This window comes from Pseudomonas sp. RG1 (assembly GCF_025910115.1).
Lineage (GTDB): Bacteria > Pseudomonadota > Gammaproteobacteria > Pseudomonadales > Pseudomonadaceae > Aquipseudomonas > Aquipseudomonas atacamensis.
The window spans coordinates 135573-161494 of sequence record NZ_JAPCIK010000002.1; the positions used below are offsets into that span (position 1 = coordinate 135573).

At 60.8% G+C, this 25922-nt stretch carries 21 protein-coding genes; 9 read left to right on the plus strand and 12 right to left on the minus strand.

The features are described 5' to 3' along the window. Positions 1–83: 83 nt before the first annotated feature. Positions 84–2045: a choline transporter BetT gene (betT, locus tag OK411_RS02300; RefSeq protein ID WP_160768576.1), complete on the plus strand. Its 1962-nt coding sequence runs from the start codon at positions 84–86 to the stop codon at positions 2043–2045. Positions 2046–2258: 213 nt separating this feature from the next. Here the strand turns inward: betT and OK411_RS02305 are convergent, their stop codons facing one another. Next, entirely contained in the window at positions 2259–3296 is a 1038-nt protein-coding gene (locus OK411_RS02305) for a LacI family DNA-binding transcriptional regulator (RefSeq protein WP_217879142.1), read from the minus strand. Positions 3297–3499: 203 nt separating this feature from the next. Here OK411_RS02305 and OK411_RS02310 point away from each other — a divergent pair, with 203 nt between their 5' ends. The 3 genes from OK411_RS02310 (at position 3500) to mgrA (ending at position 8277) form a co-directional block, all read left to right on the plus strand. After that, complete coding sequence (locus OK411_RS02310; RefSeq protein WP_217879143.1) at positions 3500–5725, plus strand: TonB-dependent receptor; 2226 nt, start codon at positions 3500–3502, stop codon at positions 5723–5725. Position 5726: 1 nt separating this feature from the next. Beyond that, positions 5727–7046 carry an LLM class flavin-dependent oxidoreductase gene (locus OK411_RS02315; RefSeq protein ID WP_016772193.1) on the plus strand — a complete coding sequence of 440 codons (1320 nt, stop codon included), beginning with the start codon at positions 5727–5729 and terminating at the stop codon, positions 7044–7046. A gap of 193 nt (positions 7047–7239) precedes the next feature. Beyond that, the gene (gene mgrA / locus OK411_RS02320) at positions 7240–8277 is read left to right on the plus strand and encodes an L-glyceraldehyde 3-phosphate reductase (RefSeq protein ID WP_016772192.1); all 1038 of its coding nucleotides are present in this window, start codon (positions 7240–7242) and stop codon (positions 8275–8277) included. A 129-nt stretch (positions 8278–8406) separates the two neighbouring features. Here the strand turns inward: mgrA and tauD are convergent, their stop codons facing one another. The 7 genes from tauD to OK411_RS02355 all read right to left on the minus strand — a co-directional run bounded on the left by tauD (position 8407) and on the right by OK411_RS02355 (position 16845). Beyond that, positions 8407–9249 carry a taurine dioxygenase gene (gene tauD, locus OK411_RS02325; RefSeq protein WP_264364358.1) on the minus strand — a complete coding sequence of 281 codons (843 nt, stop codon included), beginning with the start codon at positions 9247–9249 and terminating at the stop codon, positions 8407–8409. A gap of 144 nt (positions 9250–9393) precedes the next feature. Then, positions 9394–10227, minus strand: coding sequence for a taurine ABC transporter permease TauC (gene tauC, locus OK411_RS02330; RefSeq protein ID WP_264364359.1), 834 nt, complete (start codon positions 10225–10227; stop codon positions 9394–9396). After that, positions 10224–11018 carry a taurine ABC transporter ATP-binding subunit gene (gene tauB, locus OK411_RS02335; RefSeq protein ID WP_110602205.1) on the minus strand — a complete coding sequence of 265 codons (795 nt, stop codon included), beginning with the start codon at positions 11016–11018 and terminating at the stop codon, positions 10224–10226. Before tauB ends, tauC begins: the two co-directional genes overlap by 4 nt. Before the next feature lie 15 nt (positions 11019–11033). Then, positions 11034–12011, minus strand: a complete 978-nt coding sequence (tauA, locus tag OK411_RS02340) for a taurine ABC transporter substrate-binding protein (RefSeq protein ID WP_076565061.1) — start codon at positions 12009–12011, stop codon at positions 11034–11036. Between the two features lie 238 nt (positions 12012–12249). Next, positions 12250–13833 (minus strand): glutamate--cysteine ligase, encoded by a 1584-nt coding sequence (gshA, locus tag OK411_RS02345; protein WP_041477477.1) that lies wholly within the window; start codon positions 13831–13833, stop codon positions 12250–12252. Positions 13834–14137: 304 nt separating this feature from the next. Next, positions 14138–14521: a PaaI family thioesterase gene (locus OK411_RS02350; RefSeq protein ID WP_122611138.1), complete on the minus strand. Its 384-nt coding sequence runs from the start codon at positions 14519–14521 to the stop codon at positions 14138–14140. Next, entirely contained in the window at positions 14521–16845 is a 2325-nt protein-coding gene (locus OK411_RS02355; protein WP_264364360.1) for a Tex family protein, read from the minus strand. The genes OK411_RS02350 and OK411_RS02355 overlap by 1 nt, the downstream gene beginning before the upstream one ends. Before the next feature lie 358 nt (positions 16846–17203). Between OK411_RS02355 and ompR the strand changes: the two genes are divergently transcribed. Continuing rightward, positions 17204–17944 carry a two-component system response regulator OmpR gene (gene ompR / locus OK411_RS02360; protein WP_016772186.1) on the plus strand — a complete coding sequence of 247 codons (741 nt, stop codon included), beginning with the start codon at positions 17204–17206 and terminating at the stop codon, positions 17942–17944. A gap of 114 nt (positions 17945–18058) precedes the next feature. Then, a complete protein-coding gene (locus OK411_RS02365; protein WP_016770645.1) occupies positions 18059–19372 on the plus strand; it encodes an ATP-binding protein in 1314 nt (437 codons plus the stop codon). Between the two features lie 127 nt (positions 19373–19499). Here the strand turns inward: OK411_RS02365 and rimK are convergent, their stop codons facing one another. From rimK to OK411_RS02380, 3 genes are read right to left on the minus strand one after another with little or no spacing between them, the layout of a single operon-like run. After that, complete coding sequence (rimK, locus tag OK411_RS02370) at positions 19500–20405, minus strand: 30S ribosomal protein S6--L-glutamate ligase (protein ID WP_024011184.1); 906 nt, start codon at positions 20403–20405, stop codon at positions 19500–19502. Then, positions 20402–20863, minus strand: a complete 462-nt coding sequence (locus OK411_RS02375; protein WP_172667902.1) for an ATP-dependent zinc protease — start codon at positions 20861–20863, stop codon at positions 20402–20404. Before OK411_RS02375 ends, rimK begins: the two co-directional genes overlap by 4 nt. Before the next feature lie 34 nt (positions 20864–20897). After that, positions 20898–21677, minus strand: coding sequence for an EAL domain-containing protein (locus OK411_RS02380; RefSeq protein ID WP_136492441.1), 780 nt, complete (start codon positions 21675–21677; stop codon positions 20898–20900). Between the two features lie 116 nt (positions 21678–21793). Here OK411_RS02380 and OK411_RS02385 point away from each other — a divergent pair, with 116 nt between their 5' ends. Beyond that, positions 21794–22201 (plus strand): RNA-binding S4 domain-containing protein, encoded by a 408-nt coding sequence (locus tag OK411_RS02385; RefSeq protein WP_016772182.1) that lies wholly within the window; start codon positions 21794–21796, stop codon positions 22199–22201. 97 nt (positions 22202–22298) lie between these two features. Here the strand turns inward: OK411_RS02385 and OK411_RS02390 are convergent, their stop codons facing one another. After that, on the minus strand, positions 22299–23099 hold the full coding sequence (locus tag OK411_RS02390) for a phosphatase PAP2 family protein (protein WP_150741778.1): 801 nt from the start codon (positions 23097–23099) through the stop codon (positions 22299–22301). A gap of 107 nt (positions 23100–23206) precedes the next feature. Between OK411_RS02390 and hslO the strand changes: the two genes are divergently transcribed. Both hslO and OK411_RS02400 read left to right on the plus strand, forming a co-directional pair. Continuing rightward, complete coding sequence (gene hslO, locus OK411_RS02395; protein ID WP_136492440.1) at positions 23207–24109, plus strand: Hsp33 family molecular chaperone HslO; 903 nt, start codon at positions 23207–23209, stop codon at positions 24107–24109. Positions 24110–24290: 181 nt separating this feature from the next. Continuing rightward, the gene (locus OK411_RS02400) at positions 24291–25832 is read left to right on the plus strand and encodes a phosphoenolpyruvate carboxykinase (RefSeq protein WP_136492439.1); all 1542 of its coding nucleotides are present in this window, start codon (positions 24291–24293) and stop codon (positions 25830–25832) included. Positions 25833–25922 lie beyond the last annotated feature (90 nt).

A 25922-nucleotide genomic window follows, 5' to 3' on the forward strand; every position in this document is an offset into this window, starting at 1 on the left:
CCGATCATTTCAGCCACGCTTCAAACCTTCGAGGTGCACCTTTCATGAGTGCATCGTCTACCCCCGCCAGCGGTCTGGTACGCATGAATCCGCCGGTGTTCTACTTCGCCGCGACGGTCATTCTGCTGTTTGGTCTTGTCGTCATCGCCATCCCTGAGCAGGCCGGCGCCTGGTTGCTGGAAGCGCAAAACTGGGCGGCCAACACGGTCGGCTGGTACTACATGCTCGCGATGACCCTGTATCTGGTCTTCGTGGTGGTCACCGCCTTATCCGGCTACGGCAAGATAAAACTCGGTGCCGACCACGACGAGCCCGAATTCAGTTACCTGTCCTGGGCCGGCATGCTGTTCGCCGCCGGGATCAGCATCACGCTGTTTTTCTTCTGCGTTTCCGAACCGCTGACCCACATGCTGCAGCCGCCGCAAGGCGAGGCCGGCACGGCGGACGCGGCGCGCCAGGCCATGCAGATTCTGTTTCTGCACTGGGGCCTGCATGGTTGGGGCGTGTTCGCCTTCGTCGGCATGGCACTGGCCTATTTCGCTTATCGGCACAATCTGCCGCTGGCCCTGCGTTCGGCGCTGTATCCGCTGATCGGCAAACGCATCAACGGCCCGATCGGCTATGCGGTGGACGGCTTCGGCATCATCGCCACGGTGTTCGGTCTTGGTGCCGACATGGGCTTCGGCGTGTTGCACCTCAACTCGGGCCTGGATTATCTGTTCGGCATCGCCCACACCCAGTGGATTCAGGTCGGCCTGATCACGCTGATGATGGGCGCGGCGATCATCGTTGCGGTCTCCGGTGTCGATAAAGGCGTGCGGGTGATGTCCGACATCAACATGCTGCTGGCCTGCGGGCTGCTGCTGTTCGTGTTGTTTGCCGGGCCGACACAGCACCTGCTCAACACGCTGATCCAGAACGTCGGCGACTACCTCGGCGCCCTGCCGATGAAGAGTTTCGACCTCTACGCCTACGACAAACCGAGTGACTGGCTGGGTGGCTGGACCGTGTTCTACTGGGCCTGGTGGATTGCATGGTCGCCGTTCGTGGGCCTGTTCATCGCGCGGATCTCCCGTGGCCGCACTATCCGTGAATTCGTCTTCGGCGTGCTGTTGATCCCGCTCGGTTTCACCCTGGCGTGGATGTCGATCTTCGGCAACAGCGCCTTGGACCAGGTGCTCAATCACGGCATGAGTGCGCTAGGCATGTCGGCCATCGACAATCCGTCGATGAGCATTTATCTGCTGCTGGAAACCTACCCATGGAGCAAGACCGTCATCGCCGTGACGGTGTTCATCAGCTTCGTGTTCTTCGTGACGTCTGCGGACTCTGGCACCGTGGTGCTCTCGACCCTGTCGGCGAAGGGCGGCAACCCGGATGAAGACGGGCCGAAATGGCTGCGGGTGTTCTGGGGCGCGATGACCGCGCTGATCACCAGTGCGCTGCTGTTCTCCGGCAGCATCGATGCGCTGAAGTCGGCGGTGGTGCTGACCTCGTTGCCGTTCTCGTTGATTCTGCTGCTGATGATGTGGGGCCTGCACAAGGCGTTCTATCTGGAATCGCAGAAGCAGATCGCGCAGTTGCATTCGCTGGCGCCGGTTTCCGGTTCGCGGCGTGGCACCGGTGGATGGCGTCAGCGTCTGAGCCAGGCCGTGCACTTCCCGTCCCGCGACGAGGTGTACCGCTTCATGGAAAGCACAGTGCGCCCGGCAATCGAGGAAGTGACCGCCGTGTTCGTCGAAAAAGGTCTGCACGTCGTCACTCAGCCGGATCCGGCGCATGACAACGTCAGCCTGGAAATCGGTCATGGCGAGCAGCATCCGTTCATCTATCAGGTGCAGATGCGCGGCTACTTCACGCCATCGTTCGCGCGCGGCGGCATGGGTTCCAAGCAACTCAACAATCGCCGCTACTACCGCGCCGAAGTGCACTTGAGCGAGGGCAGTCAGGACTACGATTTGGTCGGTTACACCAAAGAGCAGATCATCAACGACATCCTCGACCAGTACGAACGGCACATGCAGTTCCTGCATCTGGTGCGTTGATCCAACGGCTGAGCGCCGAGAGTTTTTTACGCCTCGGCGCTCAGCACTATGAACAGCACCACCGCCGCCACCGGGGCAAGCCCGCTCCCACAGGGTTTTGCGCCGTTCACAGATTTTGTATCCAACACTGAAACCTGTGGGAGCGGGCTTGCCCGCGAAGGGGCCACCTCGGTATGACCTAGAGCATAGCCAATCCAGCCCCCGCCATATTCATCAGATGCTTTCGCGCTCGATCACTTGGCATCGCAGCAGATTCAGCCGCTGCACTTTGTCGCTCGGCAACACGCCAAGGCTTTCCAGCACGCGTGTCGCGGCGAGTACACCGATCTCCAGTGCCGGTGGTTTGATCGTGCTCAGACTGGGCAATAACATCTCGGCAAACGGGTAATCGCCGAAGCCGAGCACGGCGCAGTCTACGGGGATTTTGATACCCGCGCGCTGTCCGGCGAGGAGACCTCCGGCGGCGAGGTTGTCGTTGGCGAAGATGATCGCGTCGGGGCGTGGTGAGGCGTTCATCAGGGCGTCCATCGCTTGCTTGCCGGCTTCGAACGGCGCGCGGTCGGCGTCCGGGGCGAAAATCCATGGCTCACGTCCTGCTTCACGCACAGTGGCGGCATAACCATCGCGGCGCTCCAGTGCACTGAAGTCGCCCGGCGCACTGTTCTGTACGAAAGCAATGCGTTGGTAGCCTTTCTTGAGCAAATGCCTTGCTGCCGTCACGCCCACTTCGAAGTGCGAAAAGCCAATCTGCATGGGCTCGCGCTCCGGCTGGTAATCCCAGGTTTCGATGACCGGAATATCGGCCTCGGCGAGCATCTTCTCGGTGCCTTCGCTATGGAAGTGGCTGGTCAGCACCAGGGCTGCCGGCGACCAGCCGAGAAAGGCGCGCACGGCATTTTCTTCCTGCTCGATATCGAAATAACTCGACGCCAGCAACAGTTGATAACCGTGACGACTGAGGGTATCGCTGAAGCCCTGGATCGTGTTGGCGAAGATCGGCCCGGAGATGTTCGGAATGACCATGCCGACGATTTTCCCCCGCGCCGAGGCCAGACCACCCGCGACCAGATTAGGCACATAACCGAGCTCGGCGACCACCGCCGCAATGCGCTCGCGCCGCTCAGGCGAAACCTGCTCGGGCTGATTGAAATACCGCGACACGGTAATCGCCGACACCCCGGCTGCACGCGCCACGGCGTTCAGCGTCACACGTCCGGCGCCCCGGCGTTTACGCGGCTTTTCAACGTTCAAGACTCGATCCTTTCTAAAAACCAAATCGCATATAAAAGTAATTTTTCAGTATTGGACGCTCTATAGCCAGATCGCCAATATTCGCGATGTTAGCGCTAACAATGCGTGTTGTCTGCTACTCGCTCGAGCGAATGCCCACGACAGATTCAGGCGCTGTCGTCACAGAACGGCAGCGGTTCAGGGCCATTTTCGAGCGAACATCTATGCGTAATTTTCTTGGGGCATTACACACACTGACGCAGTCGATTCGCGCGGCGGGCTGGATTTTTACCGGGCTGGCGGCGCTGCCGCTGCCCACGGCGTTTGCCGCTGACAGCAGCGATCAGGAACCGACGCTGAAATCCGTCACGGTGACCGCGACTCGCCGCGAAGAGTCACTGCAAAAAGTACCGGTGGCGGTTTCCGTGCTCGACGGCGAACAGCTCGAACGCGACAACCGCAACGGCGTGGCGAGCATCGTTCAGCAAGTGCCGTCGCTGAATTTCCGCACCGGCGCCTCGAACAAGGACACCTCGTTATTCGTGCGCGGCGTCGGCACCATTTCCACCTCGCCCGGCGTCGAGCCGACCGTCGCCACGGTCATCGACGGCGTGGTGTATGCGCGTCCCGGCCAGGCCACGCTGGATCTGCTCGATCTGGAGCGCGTCGAAGTGCTGCGCGGCCCGCAAGGCACGCTGTTCGGCAAGAACGCCTCGGCCGGTGTACTCAACATCACCAGCAAAGCACCGACCGTCGAGACCCACGGCTATATCGATCAGGCGTTCTATAGCGGCAACGAAAGCCGCAGCCGTTTCGGCCTTGGCGGCAGTCTGATTCCGGACACGCTGAAGGGCTCGATCAGCACGCTGTTCGGCAGTTACGACGGCAATGTCGACAACCAGCACAACGGCCACGAGGTCAACGGTTACAACCATCGCGGCGTGCGCGGCAAACTCGAATTCACTCCGAATGACGACATCACCTTCACCCTGATCGCTGACTACATGCAGTCCCACGACGACGCGCCCAATGGCGTCGTCAGCCAAGCGTTGACGCCGGCCTTCGGCAACGCGCTGAGTCCGGTGAATGCGACCAGCCACAATCGCGACATCAACACCGACACCCGCTCTCACATCGAGGACATCAACAAAGGCCTGTCCGGCCAGCTCGACTGGCAACTGGGTGATTTCACGCTGACGTCGATCACCGCGTGGCGCGGCTGGGACAACACCCAGTATCAAGATGGTGATCGCCTCGGCACCGTGACGGCGGCGTTCCCCGGCACCGCCGACAAGGGCGATCTGGCCTTCGACCAGTATTCGCAAGAGCTGCGGCTGGCCTCACCGAAGGGCGAGTTTCTCGAGTACGTCGGCGGCCTGTTCTACATGCACGGCAAGGACGACGAGACCTATCAACGCACCCTCACCACGACTAATCGCACCGACCGTGGCGTTGCCGATTACAGCACCACCAGCGACAGCTACGCGGTGTTCGGCGAGAGCACGCTGAACTTCACTTCGCACTTTCGCGGCATCGCCGGCCTGCGCTACACCCACGATGATCTGGAATACGATCACCGCCGCGTTTCAACATCAGCAACCACCGTCAGCGGCATCCAACCGGCGACCAGCAGCTCCGGCTCGGTGGACGAAGATGGCTGGTCCGGTCGCCTCGGTTTGCAGTACGACCTGAGCGATACCGTCACCAGTTACCTGACCTATTCACGCGGCTACAAAGGCCCGGCCTACAACGTGTTCTTCAATATGCAGCCGCGCGACACCGAAGCGCTGAAACCGGAGACTTCCAACACTTGGGAAGCGGGGATCAAAGCCACCTCCTGGAACAATCGCCTGACCACCAATCTGGCGATCTTCCATAGCAAGTACGACAACTATCAGGCGAACTTTTTCGACACCGTCGCCGGGCAAGTAGTGACGCGTCTGATCAACGCCGGCAGCGTGACCAGCGAAGGCGTCGAACTCGATTACGCCCTGCAAGCCACCCAGCAACTGAAGTTCTCCGGCGCTCTGGCCTACACCCGCGCACGCATCGACGAGTTCGCCTGCCCCGCCGGCGCGGCGGCGTCGTGCAACGTCAACGGCAAACCATTGCCGTTCAGCCCGGACTGGAAAAGCTACGTGCGCGCCGACTACACCATCCCGCTCGACAATGGTCTCGATATCGAACTGGGCACCGATTACAGCTGGCAAAGCGAAGTGCAGTACGACATCAGCCAGAACCCCGATACCAAACAGGGCGCTTACGGGCTGTGGAATGCCAGCGTCGCCCTGGCCGATTACAGCAATGGCTGGCGCGTCGCGCTGCTTGGCAAGAATCTCGCCGACAAGTCCTATTCGCCGTTGCTGGCCAGTGGCGGTAGCTACATCTATCGCGCCGTGCCTCGCGATGACGAGCGCTACTTCGGCGTGCAATTGCGCAAGGATTTCTGAGATGAGCAGACAGATGAAACTCGGTGCATTTCTCATGGCCACCGGGCATCACGTGGCGGCGTGGCGGCACCCCGATGTGCCTGCGGATGCGGGGCTGGATTTCGCCCACTACAAACGTCTGGCGCAGATCGCCGAAGCGGCAAAGTTCGATGCGCTGTTTGTCGCCGACAGCGTCGCCGCACCGACCGAAGATATCGCCAGCCGCATGGCGCGCTCCGATCACTTCGAGCCGCTGACCTTGCTCTCGGCACTGAGCGCGGTGACCGAGCACATCGGCCTGATCGCCACGGCCACCACCAGTTACAACGAGCCGTACCACGTGGCGCGCAAGTTCGCCTCGCTCGATCACTTATCGGGCGGACGGGCCGGGTGGAATCTGGTGACTTCGGACAACGCCGCCGAGGCGCTTAATTTCGGCCGCGACGCACACATCGGCCATGCCGAACGCTACAGCCGCGCCCGTGAATTTCATCAGGTGGTCACCGGGCTCTGGGACAGTTGGGAAGACGATGCCTTCCACCGCGACAAGGCCAGCGGCGCCTATTACCACCCGCACAAGCTGCATGTGCTCGATCATGTCGGTGAACATTTCCGTGTCAAAGGCCCGCTGAACGTCGCGCGCTCGCCGCAGGGGCAACCGGTGATCGTCCAGGCCGGTTCTTCCGAAGCCGGGCGCGAACTGGCGGCGCAAACGGCGGAAGTGGTGTTCACCGCGCAGACTTCGCTGGCCGCCGCACAGTCGTTTTACGCTGATATCAAGGGACGCTTGGCCAAGTTCGGGCGCAGCACCGATTCGCTGAAAATCATGCCCGGTGTGTTCGTGGTGGTCGCTGCTACCGAGGCTGAAGCGCAGGAAAAGTGTGAAACGTTTCAGCAATTGGTCGAACCCGAGGTGGGCGTCGCGCTGCTTGGGCGTATGCTGGGCAACTTCGATTTATCGAAGTACCCGCTGGACGGGCCGCTGCCGCCATTGCCGCTGACTGACAGCGGTCAGCAGAGCCGACAGAAATTGCTGACCGAGCTGGCCGGGCGGGAGAACCTGACCCTCGCCGAGCTTGGTCGCAGGATCGCTGGCGGGCGGGGGCATCACAGCCTGGTCGGCACGCCGGCACAGATTGCCGATTGCCTGCAGGAGTGGTTCGAGCAAGGCGCGGCGGACGGCTTCAATGTGCTGGTGCCGCACCTGCCGGGTGGGCTCGAAGATTTCGCCAACGGCGTAGTGCCGGAACTGCAACGGCGTGGCTTGTTCAGAACCGAGTATGAAGGGCGCACGTTGCGGCAGAACCTGGGGCTCGCCCGACCTGTAAACCGCTTCGCATGATTGATGGGGCCTTTGTGGTGAGGGAATTCATCCCCGTTCGGCTGCGAAGCAGTCGTAAAACCAGCGCACTCGGTACACCTGATTCACCTAGGTTTCAGGTTTTGGGGCGGCTTTGCCACCCATCGGGGATAAATCCCCTCGCCACAAAGGTGTCCGGTTTCTGATGACTAAAAGACAGACAAGAGAGGATTCGATGACATACACCGCTGCCGAAAACCGCTATGACTCCATCCCTTACCGCCGCGTCGGTCGCAGCGGTCTGGTGCTGCCGGCATTGTCGCTGGGCCTGTGGCACAACTTTGGCGACAGCACGCCGATCGAGACCCAGCGTGCCTTGCTGCGTACCGCGTTCGATCTGGGCATCAACCATTTCGATCTGGCCAACAACTACGGCCCGCCGTATGGCAGTGCCGAGATCAATTTCGGTCGCCTGCTGCGCGAAGACTTCAAGCAGTATCGCGACGAACTGATCATTTCCAGCAAGGCTGGCTGGGACATGTGGCCCGGCCCGTACGGTCAGGGCGGCGGCTCGCGCAAATACGTGCTGGCCAGCCTCGACCAGAGCCTGCAACGTCTTGGTCTCGACTACGTGGACATCTTTTATTCGCACCGCTTCGACCCGGACACTCCGCTGGAGGAAACCGCCAGCGCCCTCGCCACCGCCGTGCAGCAGGGCAAGGCGCTGTACATCGGTATCTCGTCTTACTCAGGCGTGAAAACCCGCGAGATGGCCGCGCTGCTGAAAGAGTGGAAAGTGCCGCTGCTGATTCATCAACCGGCGTACAACCTGCTCAATCGCTGGGTGGAAAAGGATCTGCTCGATACCACCGATGAACTCGGCACGGGCGTCATCGCCTTCACGCCGCTGGCGCAGGGTTTGCTCACCGACAAATACCTCAACGGCGTGCCGGCCGATGCGCGAGTCAATCGTCCCGGCGGCGGCTCGTTGCAGGCTTCGCACTTGTCCGAGGCCAACATCGCTCACGTGCGAGCGTTGAACGAGATCGCCCAGCGTCGCGGCCAGAGTCTGGCGCAACTGGCCCTGGCGTGGACACTGCGTGATCCACGAGTGACCTCGGCACTGATCGGCGCGAGCCGGCCGGAGCAGATCATCGAGAACGTCGGCGCGCTGAAGAATCTGAACTTCAGTGCTGAAGAGCTGGCGGAGATTGACCGGTTTGCCCAGGAGGGTGGGATCAATCTTTGGGAGAAGCCTTCGACAGCCGAATAAGCCGCTGAGAGGATCGTTCCCACGCTCTGCGTGGGAATGCCGCCCGGGACGCTCTGCGTCCCATCTAAAGCCGAACGCGAGCGTCCGTTGATGCATTCCCACGCAGAGCGTGGGAACGATCATCAGCAATCACTTGAAGAACGGCACATCCCCCAACACCGTCGCCCGCTGCATCACCCGCCGCGCCGGTCGGTAATCATCCACCGCGTAATGCTGCGTCACGCGGTTATCCCAGAAGGCAATATCGTCTTTCTGCCAGCGCCAGCGAATGGTGAATTCCGGTCGCGTCGCATGGGCGAACAGAAACTTCAGAATCGCCTCACTCTCGGTTTCCGACAGCTCGTTGATCTTCGAGGTAAACCCTTCATTGACGAACAGTGAGCGCCGGCCGCTCACCGGGTGCGTACGGATCACCGGGTGCGACAGCGGCGGATTCTTGCGCCGCGCTTCTTCCCACTGCGCCACCGCTTCAGGCGTGTTGCCGTAGCGCTCGAGTGGAAACGATCGGGTGAAATCGTGGGTAGCGCTCAGACCTTCGAGCAGGGTTTTCATCGGTGCCGACAACGCTTCATATGCCGCGATACCGCTGGCCCACAACGTGTCGCCACCGAACTCCGGCAGCAACTTGGCGCTGAGCACTGCGCCCATTGCCGGCGTCGGCAGGAAGGTCACGTCGGTATGCCAGATCGCGTTATCGCGCACGTCGGTGACGGCGGTATCAAGAATCAGCACTTCCGGTTGTTCCGGCACGTTCGGGTAGATCGGGTGAATGTGCAGGTCGCCGAAATAATGCGCGAAACGTGCCTGTTGCGCTGGCTCGATCGGTTGGTTGCGGAAGAACAGCACCTGATACTTGAGCAGCGCCTGCTCGATGGCGTCGCGGTGTTCCAGGCTCAGCGGCTGGCTGATGTCGACGCCGTTGATCTGCGCACCGAGGGCCGAGCTTAATGGGGTGATGCTGAAGGTGCTCATGGTCGTTCTCTTCGAATTCGGAGTGTCATGCTTTTGTGGGAGCGAGCCTGCTCGCGAATGCAGAGTGTCAGGCGACAGTGCAGTGACTGATCTGACGCTTTCGCGAGCAGGCTCGCTCCCACAGGGGAATTTTCACAAAACGATTTAGTGCGCCTGGCCGTGCCATGGCACCAGTCTGCGCTGCAATGCGCGCAGGCCCATTTCCATGGCGAAGGCGATCAGGGCGATGACCAGAATTCCCAGCACCACGACATCTGTGACCAGGAATTGCGCGGCCGACTGCACCATGAAACCCAGGCCACTGGTGGCCGCGATCAGTTCAGCGGCGACCAGGGTCGACCAGCCGACGCCCAGACCAATGCGCACGCCGGTGAGAATGTCCGGCAGAGCGCTCGGCAAAATCACATGGCGAATCAACTGCGCGCGCATCGCGCCCAATGACTGCGCCGCGCGCAGTTTTGCTGGATCAACCGTGCGCACACCCGTCGCGGTGGCGATGGCAATCGGCGCAAAAATCGCCAGATAGATCAGCAGCACTTTCGACAACTCGCCAATGCCGCACCAGATCACGATCAGCGGCAGATAGGCCAGCGGCGGGATCGGGCGGTAGAACTCGATCAGCGGATCGAGCACACCACGGGCGATGCGGTTGGCGCCGATGGCAATGCCCACCGGCACGGCGGTGAGAATGGCAAAAGCGAGACCCAGGCCGATGCGGCTCAGGCTCGCGCCCAGGTGCTGCCACAGCGTCGAATCCATATATCCCGAGGTCGCCAGCAACCAGCCCTTTTGCAGGACGGCGGAGGGTGGCGGCAGGAACAGCGGTTCGATCATCCCGGTAGCGGTCACCGCCCACCAGACCGCCAACAGGCCGAACAGGGTCAGCAGGCTGATCCAGCGAGTGCTGAGGCTGCGGCGCACCGGGATGCTCACCGAAGGTGTTTTCACCGCCGCAGCGGAAACGTCGTAACTGCTCATGCGCGCTCCTGCCGGGGTACGGCGCTGCGTTGCGAGAAGACTTTGCTCAGCACGTGCTCGCGGGTTTCGATAAAACGCGGATCGGATTTGATCGCACGGGCCGACTCGCCAGCGGCATAACGCTGACCGAAATCCAATTGCAGACGCTCGACGATCTGCCCCGGATTCGGCGCCAGCAGAATCAGGTCCGTGGCGAGGAACACCGCTTCTTCAATATCGTGGGTAATCAGGAAAACCGGCTTGGCCGTGCGTTGCCAGACTTGCAGCAACAGCTCCTGCATCTGCTCGCGAGTGAATGCATCAAGCGCACCGAACGGCTCGTCCATCAGCAACACGCGCGGGTCGGCGGCGAGGGCGCGGGCGAGGCCGACGCGTTGTTTCTGGCCGCCGGACAATTGCCAGATGCGCCGCTCTTCGAAGCCGGCGAGATCGACCAGCGCGAGCATTTCCCGGGCGCGCTGTTCGCGTTTGTCCTTGCCGACACCGGCCAGTTCAAGGCCGAAGGCGACGTTGGCCAAGACGTCCTGCCAGGGCAGCAAGGCGTCGTCCTGAAACACCACGCCACGTTCGGCGCTCGGGCCTTTGACTGGCACGCCGTCAAGGGTGATGCGTCCTGAACTCGGTTCGACGAAACCGGCAATCAGGTTCAACAGCGAAGTCTTGCCACTGCCGGACGGGCCGAGGGCGACCAGCAATTGCTGCGGCCCCAGGGTCAGAGAAATATCCGCCAGCACCGGCTCCGGGCTGCCCGGGTACTGTGCGCTGATGCGCTCCAGCTGTAGCAAGGCCATCGCTGTATCTCCCGATCAGTTGGTGATGTATTTGGCGCTGACGTAAGGCGCGTAGTCCGGCAGGACGGCTTCGACCTTGCCTTGCTCCTTGAGGAACGCGGCAGTGTCAGTGATGGCTTTGGTGGTCGGCGCGCCGAGATCACTGACCTGATCCGCCGCCAGCGGGTAGACGTTGCCCTGCAGCAGCAATGGGATGTCGCTGGCCTTGGCGCCGGATAGTTTGACCAGTTTGTCGACGTTGCTCTGGTTGGCCAGCCAGGCCTGCGGATCCTTGCGGTAATCGGCATAGGCGTCGAGGGTGACCTTGGCGAACGCGGTGACGATTTCCGGGTGCTTCTCGGCGAAGTCCTTGCGCACGATCCACGCATCGAAGGTTGGCGCGCCGAACTTGGCCAGCTCGCCGGAGGTGATCAGCACTTTGCCGTTTTCCTTGGCCACGCCCAGTGCCGGATCCCACACGTAAGTGGCGTCGATATCGCCGCGTTTCCACGCCGCGATGATCGCTGGCGGCGCGAGGTTGAGCACGGTGACTTTCGACGGGTCGATGTTCCAGTGCTTGAGCGCGGCGAGCAGGCTGTAGTGCCCGGTGGACACGAACGGCACGGCGATTTTCTTGCCGATCAGATCCTGCGGAGTCTTGATGCCGGAGCCGTCGCGCGCGACCAGTGCTTCAGCGGCGCCGATCTGCGTGGCAATCAGGAAGGTTTCGACCGGCACTTTGCGGGTGATCGCGGCGGTCAACGGACTCGAACCGAGGTAGCCGATCTGCACATCGCCGGACGCGATGGCGGCGATGATATCGGCGCCGTTATCGAACTTGCGCCAGCTGATGTCGGCCTTGGTGGCTTTCTCGTAGGCGCCGTCGGCCTGAGCGACCTTGGCCGGGTCGACGGTAGTCTGGTAGGCGACAGTGAGGTCGGCCGCCTGGGCCAGGAAGCTTGCAGCGGCCAGTGAGGCGGCGGCGAGCAGGCGAAGCGGGAAATTCAGTTTCAATTGAGAGCTCCAGATCAGGCGACCGAATGTCGGCGTGAGTGGAGACTAAATGATCTAAGAATACCGAAATAAATAACTTTTTCGAATGAGCTTATGAGCGGAAAAATCTAAGGCAGGAGAGGATGTGAGCCTTTGACTGATCGTTCCCCCGCTCTGCGTGGTAACGCCTCAAGGGACGCGGAGCCTCACAGGCTGCATTCCCACGCAGAGCGTGGGAACGATCAAGGCCGGGGCGGCTTTAATTGCTGATGGCGAGAATACTCGCCTGATACGCGCCGACAAACACATCGAAATCGCCGACTTCGTTCTGCTCAAGCTCGGTCTGCTGCGCCAGCGATGCGCGCGCCAGTTCTTCAAACTTCGCTTGCTCGTCAGCCGCCAACGGCTCGCTGCGGAAGAACTCGGCGTGGGTCTGGCTCTGGCGCAGGGAGAACTGCGCAAAGCTTTCCTTGTGCTCGGCCATGGCCGCCAGCACCTGCGCCGATGGCGTCAGGGACGGATCGTTGACCTTGGCCAGTTGCGCATCCAGTGCCTTGCTGTGGGCATCGCCGCCGACGCTCTGGTCGAGCATCGCCGCCAGCGGAGCAATCTGTTCCAGCAGTTCAGCGGCCCATTGCTTCATCTCGACCGGCTGACCGTCACGCTGCAATTGCAGGCCCGGACGGCGACCTTCCTTGACCACGCTGAGGAAGTTCGAGGTGGCGTTGCCGCACGAAGTGTTGGTCAGCAGCGGGCTGTCGTTCAGCGCGCAGTACAGCAGGAAGGCGTCGATGAAGCGCGATTCGGTGAGGTCGATGCCCATCGGCAGGAACGGGTTGATGTCCAGGCAGCGCACTTCGACGTACTGGATGCCGCGCGCCATCAACGCCTGGATCGGCCGCTCGCCGGTGTAGGTCACGCGTTTCGGGCGGATGTTGGAGTAGTACTCGTTTTCGATCTGCAGGATGTTGGTATTGAGCTGCACCCACTCGCCATCCTTGTGCGTGCCGACTTCCACGTACGGCGCGTAGGGCGTGGCCACCGCTTCGCGCAGGCTGTCGGTGTAGCTCGCCAGATCGTTGTAGCACGGTGTCAGGCCGGCCTGGGCGTTGCTCTGATAACCGAGATCGCTCATGCGCAGGCTGGTGGCGTACGGCAGATAGAGGGTGTCCGGATCGAGCTGTTCGAGCTGATGCGAACGCCCGCGCAAGAAACCGGCGTCCAGCGCCGGCGAGGCACCGAACAGGTACATCAGCAGCCAGCTGTAGCGACGGAAATTGCGAATCAGCGCGATGTAGGACACCGACTGGAAATCGCGATCGGTGCCGACGAAACCTTCGGCCTCGCGCAGCAATGGCCAGAGTTGTTCCGGCAGGGAAAAGTTGTAGTGAATCCCGGCAATGCACTGCATGGTCTTGCCGTAACGCAGGGCCAGGCCCTTGCGATAGACGTATTTGAGCTGACCGATGTTGGAGGTGCCGTAGTAGGCAATCGGGATGTCTTCCTCGGCCGGCAACGGGCACGGCATCGATGGACTCCACAGGTACTCGTTGCCGAGTTTGCTGTAGGCAAAACGATGAATCTTGTCCAGGCTCGCCAGCGTGTCGGCAGGATCCGGCAGGGCGGGCGTGATGAATTCCAGCAGCGACTCGGAGTAGTCGGTGGTGATCTGTTCGTTGGTCAGCGCGGAACCCAGGGCTTCGGGGTGCGGCGTTTGCGCCAGGCGACCTTCACTGGTCACACGCAGGCATTCACGTTCGATACCGTGCAGGCACTGCTTGAGCAGAGAGAGGTTAGCGCGCTCGCCAAGCAGAGCCAGGCGGCGGTTGAGAAGTTCGCTCAATTTGGATTCCTTCACGCGTCAGTCGCCCCAATATGGGGGTGGGCAGGACGGTCTACAAGGGTGAAGTTGAAACTGGCGTTATCGCCTGGTTTTTCGGGCCTGTCAGCCCCCGTTGAATCGCCAACTTCATTCCCTGAATCTGGCGGATGCACGCGAACTGTGGGAGCGAGCTTGCTCGCGAAGGCGGAGTGTCAGGCGACTTGAGGCTGACTGAAATGCCCTCTTCGCGAGCAAGCTCGCTCCCACAGAAAAGCTCGACGCTGCGATCACAGCGCCGAAATTAACTCAAAATGATGAGCAACATCTACAGGACAGCGAAGGTGCCTTGCGCTTTTGCGACCAGTTTGTCGCCCTGCATCACCTCGGCTTCGACCACCAGCGTGCGCCGGCCCGGATGGATCACCCGCGCCGTGCACAGCACCTCGCCCTCGGAAACGGCGCGGATGTAGTTGATCTTGCATTCGATAGTCGCACTCTGCTGATCGAAGCCATGGCTGCTGGAACAAGCCAGGCCCATGGCAATGTCGACCAGACTGAACAGCGCGCCGCCGTGCAGTTTGCCGCCACGGTTGCGCAGTTCGGGCTCAAGCGCCAGGGCGACTTGCGCCACCCCGGTTTCGAGACTGTGCAGGCGACAGCCCAACAGCTTGAAAAACGCGCTCTCGACGAGCCCGGCCGGCATTTCCATCAGCGTTTCTTCAACTGCTTGGCGTTGGCGAACAGCGAGGCCATCGCATTGTTCACCGGCGCGGCGGTGGCGGTTTCCTTGCGCGGCGCGTTGCCCGAAGACTGGCGCGGTGCCGAGCCCGGACGCGAGCCACGGGCGCCATCGATTTTCTCGCCGGGAGTGTCACTCATGCGCATCGACAGGCCGACGCGTTTGCGCGGGATATCGACTTCCATGACCTTCACTTTCACCACGTCACCGGCCTTGACTGCTTCGCGCGGGTCCTTGATGAACTTTTCCGACAGCGCCGAGATGTGCACCAGACCATCCTGATGCACGCCGATGTCGACGAACGCACCAAACGCCGTCACGTTGGTCACCACGCCTTCGAGGATCATCCCCAGTTGCAGATCCTTGAGGTCTTCGACGCCTTCCTGGAACTCGGCGGTCTTGAACTCCGGACGTGGGTCGCGACCGGGTTTTTCCAGTTCTTGCAGGATGTCGGTGACGGTCGGCAGACCGAAGGTTTCGTCGGTGAATTTCTTCGGATCCAGACGCTTGAGGAACGCGGCATCGCCGATCAGCGAGCGAATGTCGCGGTCGGTTTCAGCGGCAATACGCTGCACCAGTGGATAGGCTTCCGGGTGAACCGCCGACGAATCCAGCGGGTTGTCGCCGTTCATCACGCGCAAGAAACCGGCGGCCTGTTCGAAGGTTTTCTCGCCCAGTCGCGCGACTTTCTTCAGCGCTGCACGGGTCTTGAACGCGCCGTGTTCGTCACGGTGAGCAACGATGTTTTGCGCTAGCGTTGCGTTGAGGCCGGAGATCCGCGCCAGCAATGCCACGGAGGCAGTGTTCACATCCACGCCCACGGCGTTCACGCAGTCCTCGACCACGGCATCCAGACCGCGCGCCAGTTTCAGCTGCGAGACGTCGTGCTGGTACTGGCCGACACCGATGGATTTCGGATCGATTTTCACCAGTTCGGCCAGCGGATCCTGTAAGCGACGGGCTATCGATACGGCGCCACGGATCGACACGTCCAGATCCGGGAATTCCTTGGCCGCCAGTTCCGAGGCCGAGTACACCGAGGCGCCGGCTTCGGACACCATGACCTTGGTCATTTTCATCGCTGGATATTTTTTGATCAGTTCGATCGCCAGCTTGTCGGTCTCACGGCTGGCAGTACCGTTGCCGATGGCGATCAGATCCACCGAGTGCTTGGCGCACAGCGCGGCCAAGATGGCGATGGTCTGATCCCACTTGTTGTGTGGCACGTGCGGGTAAACCGTGGCGTGGTCGAGCAGCTTGCCGGTGGAGTCGACCACGGCAACCTTGCAGCCGGTACGCAGGCCCGGGTCGAGGCCCAGGGTCGCGCGCGGGCCGGCCGGAGCGGCCAACAGCAGGTCGTGCAGGTTGTGCGCGAACACGTTGATCGCTTCGGTTTCGGCACCGTCGCGCAACTCGCCCAGCAGGTCGGTTTCCAGGTGGGTGTAGAGCTTGACCTTCCAGGTCCAGCGCACCACTTCACCGAGCCATTTGTCCGCCGGGCGGTTCTGGTTCTGGATGCCGAACTGCTGAGCGATCATGCCTTCGCACGGGTGCATGGTGCCGGGCAGCTCATCGCCGACTTTCAGCGCGGAGCTGAGAATGCCTTCGTTGCGGCCACGGAAAATGGCGAGGGCGCGGTGCGAGGGCATGGTTTTCAGCGGCTCGTCGTGTTCGAAATAATCACGGAACTTGGCGCCTTCCTCTTCCTTGCCGGCGATGACGCGGGCACTGAGGATCGCTTCCTGTTTGAGGAAATTACGCAGCTTTTCCAGCAGGCTGGCGTCTTCGGCGAAGCGCTCCATGAGGATGTACTTGGCGCCTTCCAGCGCAGCCTTGACGTCGGCCACGCCTTTTTCGGCGTCGACGAAGCGCGCGGCTTCGGTTTCCGGCGACAGGTTCGGGTCGTTGAACAAGCCGTCGGCCAGTTCGCCGAGGCCGGCTTCGAGGGCGATCTGGCCCTTGGTGCGGCGCTTCTGCTTGTACGGCAGGTACAAGTCTTCGAGACGGGTTTTGGTGTCGGCGAGCTTGATGTCGCGCTCAAGGGCAGGGGTGAGTTTGCCTTGCTCCTCGATGCTGGCGAGGATGCTGATGCGCCGTTCGTCGAGTTCTCGCAGGTAGCGCAGGCGCTCTTCCAGATGACGCAACTGGGTGTCATCGAGGCTGCCGGTGACTTCTTTCCGGTAACGGGCGATAAAGGGAACGGTAGAACCTTCATCGAGTAGCGCGACGGCCGCTTCGACCTGTTGTGGGCGTACGCCGAGTTCCTCGGCGATGCGGCTGTTGATGCTGTCCATAAAACCACCTGACATAGTATGAAAGCAGGCTCGCAGGCACGCAGATAATGGCCTGGAGGCTGATTGAGCGGCTGGAAAATTGCCGCTGCCTGGATCAAGAAGCTGCCCATTGACCCGTGAAATCGAACAGTTACTGCACAGGGCCGGAAAAAATACCGGCCACTTACGGTAACGATTCAGACGTTGCCTGGCGCAAAACGCCGCGCATTATAACCAGCGTTCTGTCATTCGGGGGCGTTGCAGGCTGTAGGCATAAACCCCGGTTTTCTGGCAGTGAAGGAAAAATCTGCTAACAATGCACACGGTGCGTATAACGACAGCTACGCCATAATGCGCGCCGAGCTAAAAGGAGCATCCAATGAGCAGCACTGCACAAACGGCTGAAGGCGAAAAAATTCTTATCGTTGATGACGATCCGGGGCTGAGCAGCCTGCTGGAGCGTTTCTTCGTCAGCAAGGGCTACCGTGCCCGTACCGTTCCGAACACCGAGCAGATGGACCGTCTGCTGGCGCGTGAAGTGTTCAATCTGGTCGTTCTCGACCTGATGCTGCCGGGCGAAGACGGCCTGACCGCGTGCCGCCGCCTGCGCAGCGCGAACAACCAGATTCCGATCATCATGCTCACCGCCAAGGGCGATGAGCTGAGCCGCATCAAGGGCCTTGAACTGGGCGCCGACGATTACCTGGCCAAGCCGTTCAACCCGGACGAGCTTATGGCGCGGGTCAAAGCGGTGTTGCGCCGTCAGGCCGCACCGGTACCGGGCGCACCGGGCAGCGAAGACGAAAACGTCACCTTCGGTGATTACGTGTTGTCGCTGGCCACCCGCGAACTCAAGCGTGGCGATGAAGTGCACATGCTCACCACCGGTGAGTTCGCGGTACTCAAGGCGCTGGTGATGAACGCTCGTCAGCCACTGACCCGTGACAAGCTGATGAATCTCGCCCGTGGCCGTGAGTGGGATGCGCTGGAGCGTTCCATCGACGTGCAGATTTCGCGTCTGCGCCGGATGATCGAACCCGATCCGTCGAAACCGCGTTACATCCAGACCGTCTGGGGCGTGGGTTACGTGTTCGTACCGGATGGCACCGCCACCAAGTGATCGGTGATTTGTAGGAGCGGGTCTGCAAGGCTCTGGTCGCACGGCCATTGCCACAGACTCGCAATCCGCAATATGCGAGCATTGCTCGCTCCTGCAAGTGTGTAGCGGTTAAAGATGAAAACCCCCGTCTGGTTCCCCCAAAGTTTTTTCTCCCGCACCCTCTGGCTGGTGCTGATCGTCGTGCTGTTTTCCAAGGCGCTGACCCTGGTTTATCTGTTGATGAACGAGGACGTGCTGGTGGACCGCCAATACAGCCATGGTGTCGCTCTGACGCTGCGCGCCTATTGGGCCGCCGACGAAGAGAACCGCGCAAAAATTGCCGATGCCGCGACCCTGATTCGTGTGGTCGGCGCCGGTGTGCCGGAAGGCGAGCAGCACTGGCCGTACAGCGAAATCTATCAGCGGCAGATGCAGGCGGAACTGGGCGCTGATACCGAGGTGCGTTTGCGCATGCACTCGCCGCCGGCGCTGTGGGTGAGGGCACCGAGCCTGGGCGATGGCTGGCTGAAAGTGCCGTTGTATCCACATCCGCTGCGCGGCCAGAAAATCTGGAACGTGCTCGGCTGGTTCCTCGCCATCGGCCTGTTGTCGACAGCCTCCGCATGGATTTTCGTCAGCCAGCTCAACCAGCCGTTGAAGCGCCTGGTGTATGCCGCGCGGCAACTCGGTCAGGGCCGCAGCGTGCGTTTGCCGATCAGCGACACGCCGAGCGAAATGACCGAGGTTTATCGCGCCTTCAACCAGATGGCCGAGGACGTCGAACAGGCCGGACGCGAACGTGAGCTGATGCTGGCGGGGGTGTCCCATGACTTGCGCACGCCGCTGACACGCTTGCGCCTGTCGCTGGAACTGATGGGCGATCACACCGACCTCACCGACGACATGGTCCGCGACATCGAGGACATGGACGCGATTCTTGACCAGTTCCTCGCGTTCATTCGCGATGGTCGAGACGAGTCGGTGGAAGAGGTCGACCTCAGCGATCTGGTGCGCGAAGTCGCCGCGCCGTACAACCAGAACGAAGAGAAAGTGCGCCTGCGCCTGGAACCGATCCAGCCGTTTCCGCTGCGTCGAGTGTCGATGAAACGCCTGCTCAACAACCTGATCGGCAACGCCTTGAACCATGCCGGCACCGGTGTTGAGGTCGCGGCTTATGTGTCCGGAGATACCAGCGCGCCGTATGTGGTTCTGAGCGTGATGGACCGTGGCGCGGGGATTGATCCGTCCGAGCTTGAAGCGATCTTCAACCCGTTTACCCGAGGTGATCGGGCTCGCGGTGGCAAAGGCACCGGGCTGGGGCTGGCGATCGTCAAACGGATTGCTGCGATGCATGGCGGCAATGTCGAATTGCGCAACCGGTCCGGGGGTGGACTGGAGGCGCGGGTGAGATTGCCGCTGGGGTTGATGTTGCCCCGAGATGCAGTCTAGAAGCAGCTGCAAGCTGCAAGCTGCAAGCTGCAAGCTGCAAGCTACAAGCTACAAGCTACAAGCTACAAGCTACAAGCAAGAGCGCTTTTCACTTGCCGCTTGAGGCTAGCCGCTAGCAGCTGCTTCTCTAGCCCTTGCCCTTGGTGCGAGTCATATTCGGCCCGCCATTCTTTTCCAGGTGCTCGATGATGATCCCGGCGACATTCTTGCCCGTAGTGGTCTCGATGCCTTCCAGTCCCGGCGACGAGTTCACTTCCATCACCAGCGGTCCGTGATTCGAGCGCAGGATATCCACACCTGCCACCGCCAGTCCCATGACCTTGGCCGCGCGCAATGCGGTCATGCGTTCTTCCGGAGTGATCTTGATCAGGCTGGCGCTGCCGCCGCGATGCAGGTTGGAGCGAAACTCGCCCGGTTTGGCCTGGCGCTTCATTGCCGCGATCACCTTGTCGCCGACCACAAAGCAGCGGATATCCGCACCGCCGGCTTCCTTGATGTATTCCTGAACCATGATGTTCTGCTTCAGGCCCATGAACGCTTCGATCACAGACTCTGCCGCCGTCGCGGTTTCGCACAGCACCACGCCGATGCCCTGAGTGCCTTCGAGCACCTTGATCACCAGCGGTGCGCCGTTGACCATGGCGATCAGATCGGGGATGTCGTCCGGCGAGTGGGCAAAACCGGTGACCGGCAGACCGATTCCGCGTCGCGACAGCAGCTGCAGTGAACGCAATTTGTCCCGCGAGCGGGCGATGGCCACCGACTCGTTGAGTGGGAACACGCCCATCATTTCGAACTGACGCAATACCGCGCAACCATAGAACGTCACCGACGCGCCGATCCGCGGGATCACCGCGTCGAAACCTTCCAGCGGTTTGCCGCGGTAATGGATCTGCGGCTTGTGGCTGGCAATGTTCATGTAGGCGCGCAAGGTGTCGATCACCACCATTTCATGCCCGCGCTCGATTCCGGCTTCGACCAGACGGCGGGTGGAATACAGACGCGGATTACGCGACAGCACAGCGATCTTCATGCAACACCTGTGGAGGAGGTAGATACCGGGAACACCGGCTTGTCTTGTACATACTTGATGCCCGGATTGACCACCAACTGGCCATCGATCAGGGCTTTGGAACCGAGCAACAGGCGATAACGCATGGACTTGCGGCAGGCCAGGGTGAACTCTACCGGCCAGACCCGATCGCCGAGGGCCAGCGTGGTGCTGATCACATAGCGCACTTGCGCATGGCCGTTGGAGCTCTTGATGGTTTTGCGCGTGACCAGTGGCGCTTCGCAGCGCCGGTGACGCAACTGCACCACGGTGCCGAGATGCGCAGTGAAGCGCACCCATTTCTCGCCGTCGCGTTCGAACGGTTCGATATCGGTGGCGTGCAGGCTGGAGGTGCTGGCGCCGGTGTCGATTTTTGCGCGCAGGCCGGCGACTCCCAGGCCCGGGAGCGCCACCCACTCGCGCAGACCGACAACGGTCAAATGATCAAATGTCTTCAAAGAAAAAAACCAAGGGTTAACGCTTCCAGGCCTCGTCCGGCACCTGGGCCAACGCTTTGAATGCGGGTCTGGCGAACCAGTAGCCCTGCATCAGAAATATTCCACAGTCCGCGAGGAAATCCCGTTCCCCGGCGCTTTCTATGCCTTCGGCAATGACTGTAACGTCCAACTCCGCACACATTGTGACAATCCCCCGCACGATCACCTGACGGACACGGTCCTGGTCAACATCGCGGATCAGCGCCATGTCGAGTTTGATCAGGTCCGGTTGGAAATCAGCCAGCAGATTGAGCCCCGAATAACCGGCGCCGAAATCGTCGATGGCGGTCTTGAAGCCGAATTCGCGGTATTCACGCAGAATATTGGTCAAATGGCGATAATTATCTACGTGCTCGATTTCCAGGGTTTCGAAAATCAGTCGGTCGATCGGAAAGTTGTGTTTGCGTGCGGCCTCCAGTGTGCTGCGAATGCATAGCTCTGGACGGTAGACGGCGTTGGGCAAAAAGTTGATCGACAAGTGTGTCTGCATATTAAGACTCGCCGCGCCTTCGATGGCGCGGGTCCGGCAGAGCTGGTCGAAACGGTAGCGGTTGTGTTCTGTAACCTGATTTAACACCGACAGTGCACCTTCCCCTGAGACGCCTCGCACCAGCGCTTCGTGGGCAAACACCGATTGGTCGCGCAGGTCGACGATCGGCTGGTAGGCGAAGGCAAAATCGAAATCCAGCGGTTCGCTCTGCTGGCAGCCCTGGCAACCGCCCTTGGGTGAGGTCAACGAAGTTGGAAATTTAGTCACGCGGTCACTCCAGGCCGGTCAGGCGGCGAAGATCACAGTCTATCTGGAGGGCCGAGTTCTTGCGCCCGACAGAAACGGTAGTACAGTTCCGACTACTGGCTGAGCGAGGAATTCATATGGGACAGAAGCAGGAGGAGGACGACAAGGTCCGTCTCGATAAATGGCTATGGGCAGCGCGTTTCTACAAGACCCGTGCATTGGCCAAAGCCGCCATTGAAAGTGGCAAGGTGCATTGCCGTGGCGAGCGCTGCAAACCGGGCAAGGAGCCGCGCATCGGTGATGAGTTCGAGATTCGTACCGGCTTCGAAGTGCGCACGGTGAGGGTCGAGGCATTGTCGATCGTGCGTCGTGGCGCACCCGAGGCGCAGACCTTGTATGCCGAGACCGAGGCGAGTGTCGCCAAGCGTGAAGCGGCTGCGGCAATGCGCAAGGCAGGGTCGTTGGGCGTGAGCACCGATGGCAAGCCGAGCAAGAAACAGCGGCGTGATCTGTTCAAGTTTCGCGGTAGCAGCAACGAAGATTGAAACGTTGTGCCGGCCTCTTCGCGAGCAGGCTCGCTGCCACATTCGATCGAGTCGTCTGTGGCAGCGAGCCTGCTCGCGAATCGAGTACGACGCGGTATCAGGCGCTACGCACCACACTCATCCGCGACACCATCGGCAGCTTGCCCAGCAACGCGAAAACCGGCGCGGTCAGCTTCAACCAGAAGTTCGACGCGTGATAGGCAAACGGCGTGTAGTAACCCCAGCCCAACGCCCACACCGCCAGCAGCACGCCGCCGATGTAGTCGTCCTGTCCCCAATGCGCACCGGCCACCAGACGCGGCAGCATGAACAACACGGCCAGACCCCATACTGTTAGAAATTGTCCGACGGTGCGGCTGAACACGCCCATGAACAATGCCCAGATCAACAGCACTGAGGCATGATCACCGGGAAAACTCTGGCCGGAACGGTCCTTCAGCTCCCAGGTTTTTTCCAGATGCGGAAAGTAATCGCTGATGTGCACGGCGCCCTCAAGCACCATTGACGGGCTGCTGTGCTGCCAGCCCATGTGATCGGCGAATTTGGAAAACAGCGCGCGGATCACCACCATCAGCAGCAGGATAGAGAAAAAACCGAAGAACGCGCGACGCACGTCGATCGCCCTGAAGACCCAGTCGCCCTTGATCAGCAGCGTCAGCAGAATCAGTCCGACGACGATGTCGAACGGGCGCAGACTTGCAATTGCCCAGATGTGGAGCCATATCGGGTTGCTGGCCAGCGGCGCATTCAGCGAGCGGAACAGCCACTCGTCGAAAATCACACACAGCATCTGGCCGGTAGGCCATAACCAGAAAGCCAGTAGCGCCAACGGCACTACGTTACACAGAACCAGCCGGCCGAGGTTCCACCTTGATTGGAACAAACCCGGATTGTTCATAAAATGCCTCCCATGGCGAAAAAGCGCCGGCACCAAAAAAAGTGCCAGCAAGCGCAAATTTTCACGTTTTGTAATCATTTTGTCATCACATTCAGATACCCAGACCTATGACCGACCTAGCGGATACCGATTTCACTCAACGCTTCATCTTCGATGACAGCGACACTCGCGGCGAACTGGTAGCGCTGGAGCGCAGCTACGCCGAAGTCCTCGCCAAACACCCGTACCCGGAACCTGTCGCGCAGTTGCTCGGCGAACTGATGGCGGCCGCTTCGTTGCTGGTCGGCACGCTCAAGTTCGATGGCTTGCTGATTTTGCAGGCACGCTCGGAAGGGCCGATTCCGCTGCTGATGATCGAGTGCTCCAGCGAGCGTGAGATCCGTGGTCTGGCGCGTTACGACGCCGAGCAGATCGCGGCTGACGCGACCCTTGCCGAATTGATGCCGAACGGCGTTCTGGCCCTGACTGTCGACCCGACTGTTGGCCAGCGCTATCAGGGCATTGTCGATCTCGACGGCGAAACCCTGTCGGATTGCTTCACCAACTACTTCGTCATGTCGCAGCAGGTTGGCACGCGCTTCAAGCTGTTCGCCGACGGTCGTCGTGCCCGCGGCATGCTGCTGCAACAACTCCCCGCCGATCGCTTGAAAGACGAAGAGGATCGCGCCGCCAGCTGGCAGCACCTCACCGCGTTGGCCAGCACTCTGAGCGCCGATGAGCTGCTGAGCCTGGACAACGAAACCGTCCTGCATCGTCTGTACCATGAAGAACAGGTGCGCCTGTTCGATGTGCAGCATTTGCGCTTCAGTTGCAGTTGCTCGCGGGAACGCTCCGGCAATGCGCTGGTCAGTCTTGGGCTGGAAGATGCGCTGGCGCTGGCCGCCGAGCAAGGCGGCAAAGTCGAGATCGATTGCCAATTCTGCAATCAGCAGTACCTGTTCGACGCGGCCGATATTGCTCAATTGTTCGCTGGCGCGGGCGTCGATACGCCGTCAGATACCCGTCACTAAAACGGTTCAGCGCAGGTAAATTCACTGCGTAATGACGGAATATCGCCGTTACGACGGGAGGACCCTACTCTTTTTGGGCTTTTCTGGCATAATCCGGCCCACTTTTTTCGCGGTAGTAGTGCACGACTTTCTACTACAAAACGTTTGGAGCACACTCGGCCACTGGCCGACGGGGAACCTCATGACGCAAGCCAATAACGCCGTGTACACCGATCTGAGTGTTGATGATCTGGTAAAAGAAGCCCTGAATCGCGGTGAAGGCGAGCTTGCCGATACCGGCGCTCTGGTTGTTCGCACCGGTCACCGCACCGGCCGCTCGCCAGTCGACCGTTTCATCGTTGAAGAGCCTTCCACCCAGGCTGCTATCGCCTGGGGCCCGATCAACCGCAAGTTCCCGGCCGACAAGTTCGATGCCCTGTGGGCTCGCGTCGAGGCCTTCAACAACGCGCAAGAGCACTTCGTTTCCCACGTGCATGTAGGCGCGGCGGAAGATCACTACCTGGCCGTGAAAATGACCACGCAGACTGCCTGGCAGAACCTGTTCGGTCGTTGCCTGTTCATCAACCCGGCCCGGTACAACCCGGCTGGCCGTGAAGAATGGCAAGTGCTCAACGTCGCCAACTTCGAGTGCGTGCCTGAGCGTGACGGCACCAACTCCGATGGTTGCGTGATCATCAACTTCGCGCAGAAGAAAGTGCTGATCGCCGGCATGCGTTACGCCGGCGAGATGAAGAAAGCCATGTTCTCGGTGCAGAACTTCCTGCTGCCGGCCGCTGACGTGCTGCCAATGCACTGTGCTGCCAACATCGGCGAAGACGGCGACGTGACCCTGTTCTTCGGTCTGTCGGGCACCGGTAAAACCACCCTGTCGGCCGACGAAAGCCGTTACCTGATCGGTGACGACGAACACGGCTGGGGCGAAGGCGTGGTGTTCAACATCGAAGGCGGTTGCTACGCCAAGTGCATCGACCTCTCCGAGAAGAACGAGCCGGTCATCTGGAAAGCCATCAAGCACGGTGCAGTGCTGGAGAACGTCGTTATCGACGACGCCAAGCACGCCGACTACGCCGATGTCAGCCTGACCCAGAACAGCCGCGCCGCCTACCCGCTGGAGCACGTTGCCAAGCGCTCCGAGAAGAACCTCGGTGGCGAGCCAAACGCGGTGATCTTCCTGACCTGCGACCTGACCGGCGTGCTGCCGCCAGTGTCGATCCTCAACGAAGAGCAAGCGGCCTACCACTTCCTTTCCGGCTACACCGCACTGGTGGGCTCGACTGAAATGGGTTCGGGCAGCGGCATCAAGTCGACCTTCTCCACCTGCTTCGGCGCACCGTTCTTCCCGCGTCCGGCTGGTGAGTACGCAGAACTGCTGATCAAGCGCATCCGCGGCTTCGGCTCCAAGGTCTACCTAGTCAACACCGGCTGGACCGGCGGCGGCTACGGCGTCGGCCAACGCTTCAACATCCCGACCACCCGCGCGGTGATCGCAGCGATCCAGAGCGGCGCACTGATCGGTGCCGCCACCGAGCACCTGGACACCATCAACCTCGACGTGCCTCTGGCCGTACCAGGCGTCGACACCAACCTGCTCAACCCACGCAACACCTGGGCTGACAAGGCTGCGTACGACGAGGCGGCGAAAGCATTGGCCGGTCTGTTCATCGAGAACTTCAAGAAGTTCGAAGTGAGCGACGCGATCAAGGCGGCTGGGCCGAAATTGTAAGTAGTGGTTTGCAGTGAATAAAAAACCGCCCTTTGGGGCGGTTTTTTCATGGGCGAAGATTTGGGTAAGCTCATCTCAACGGCGGTTCGT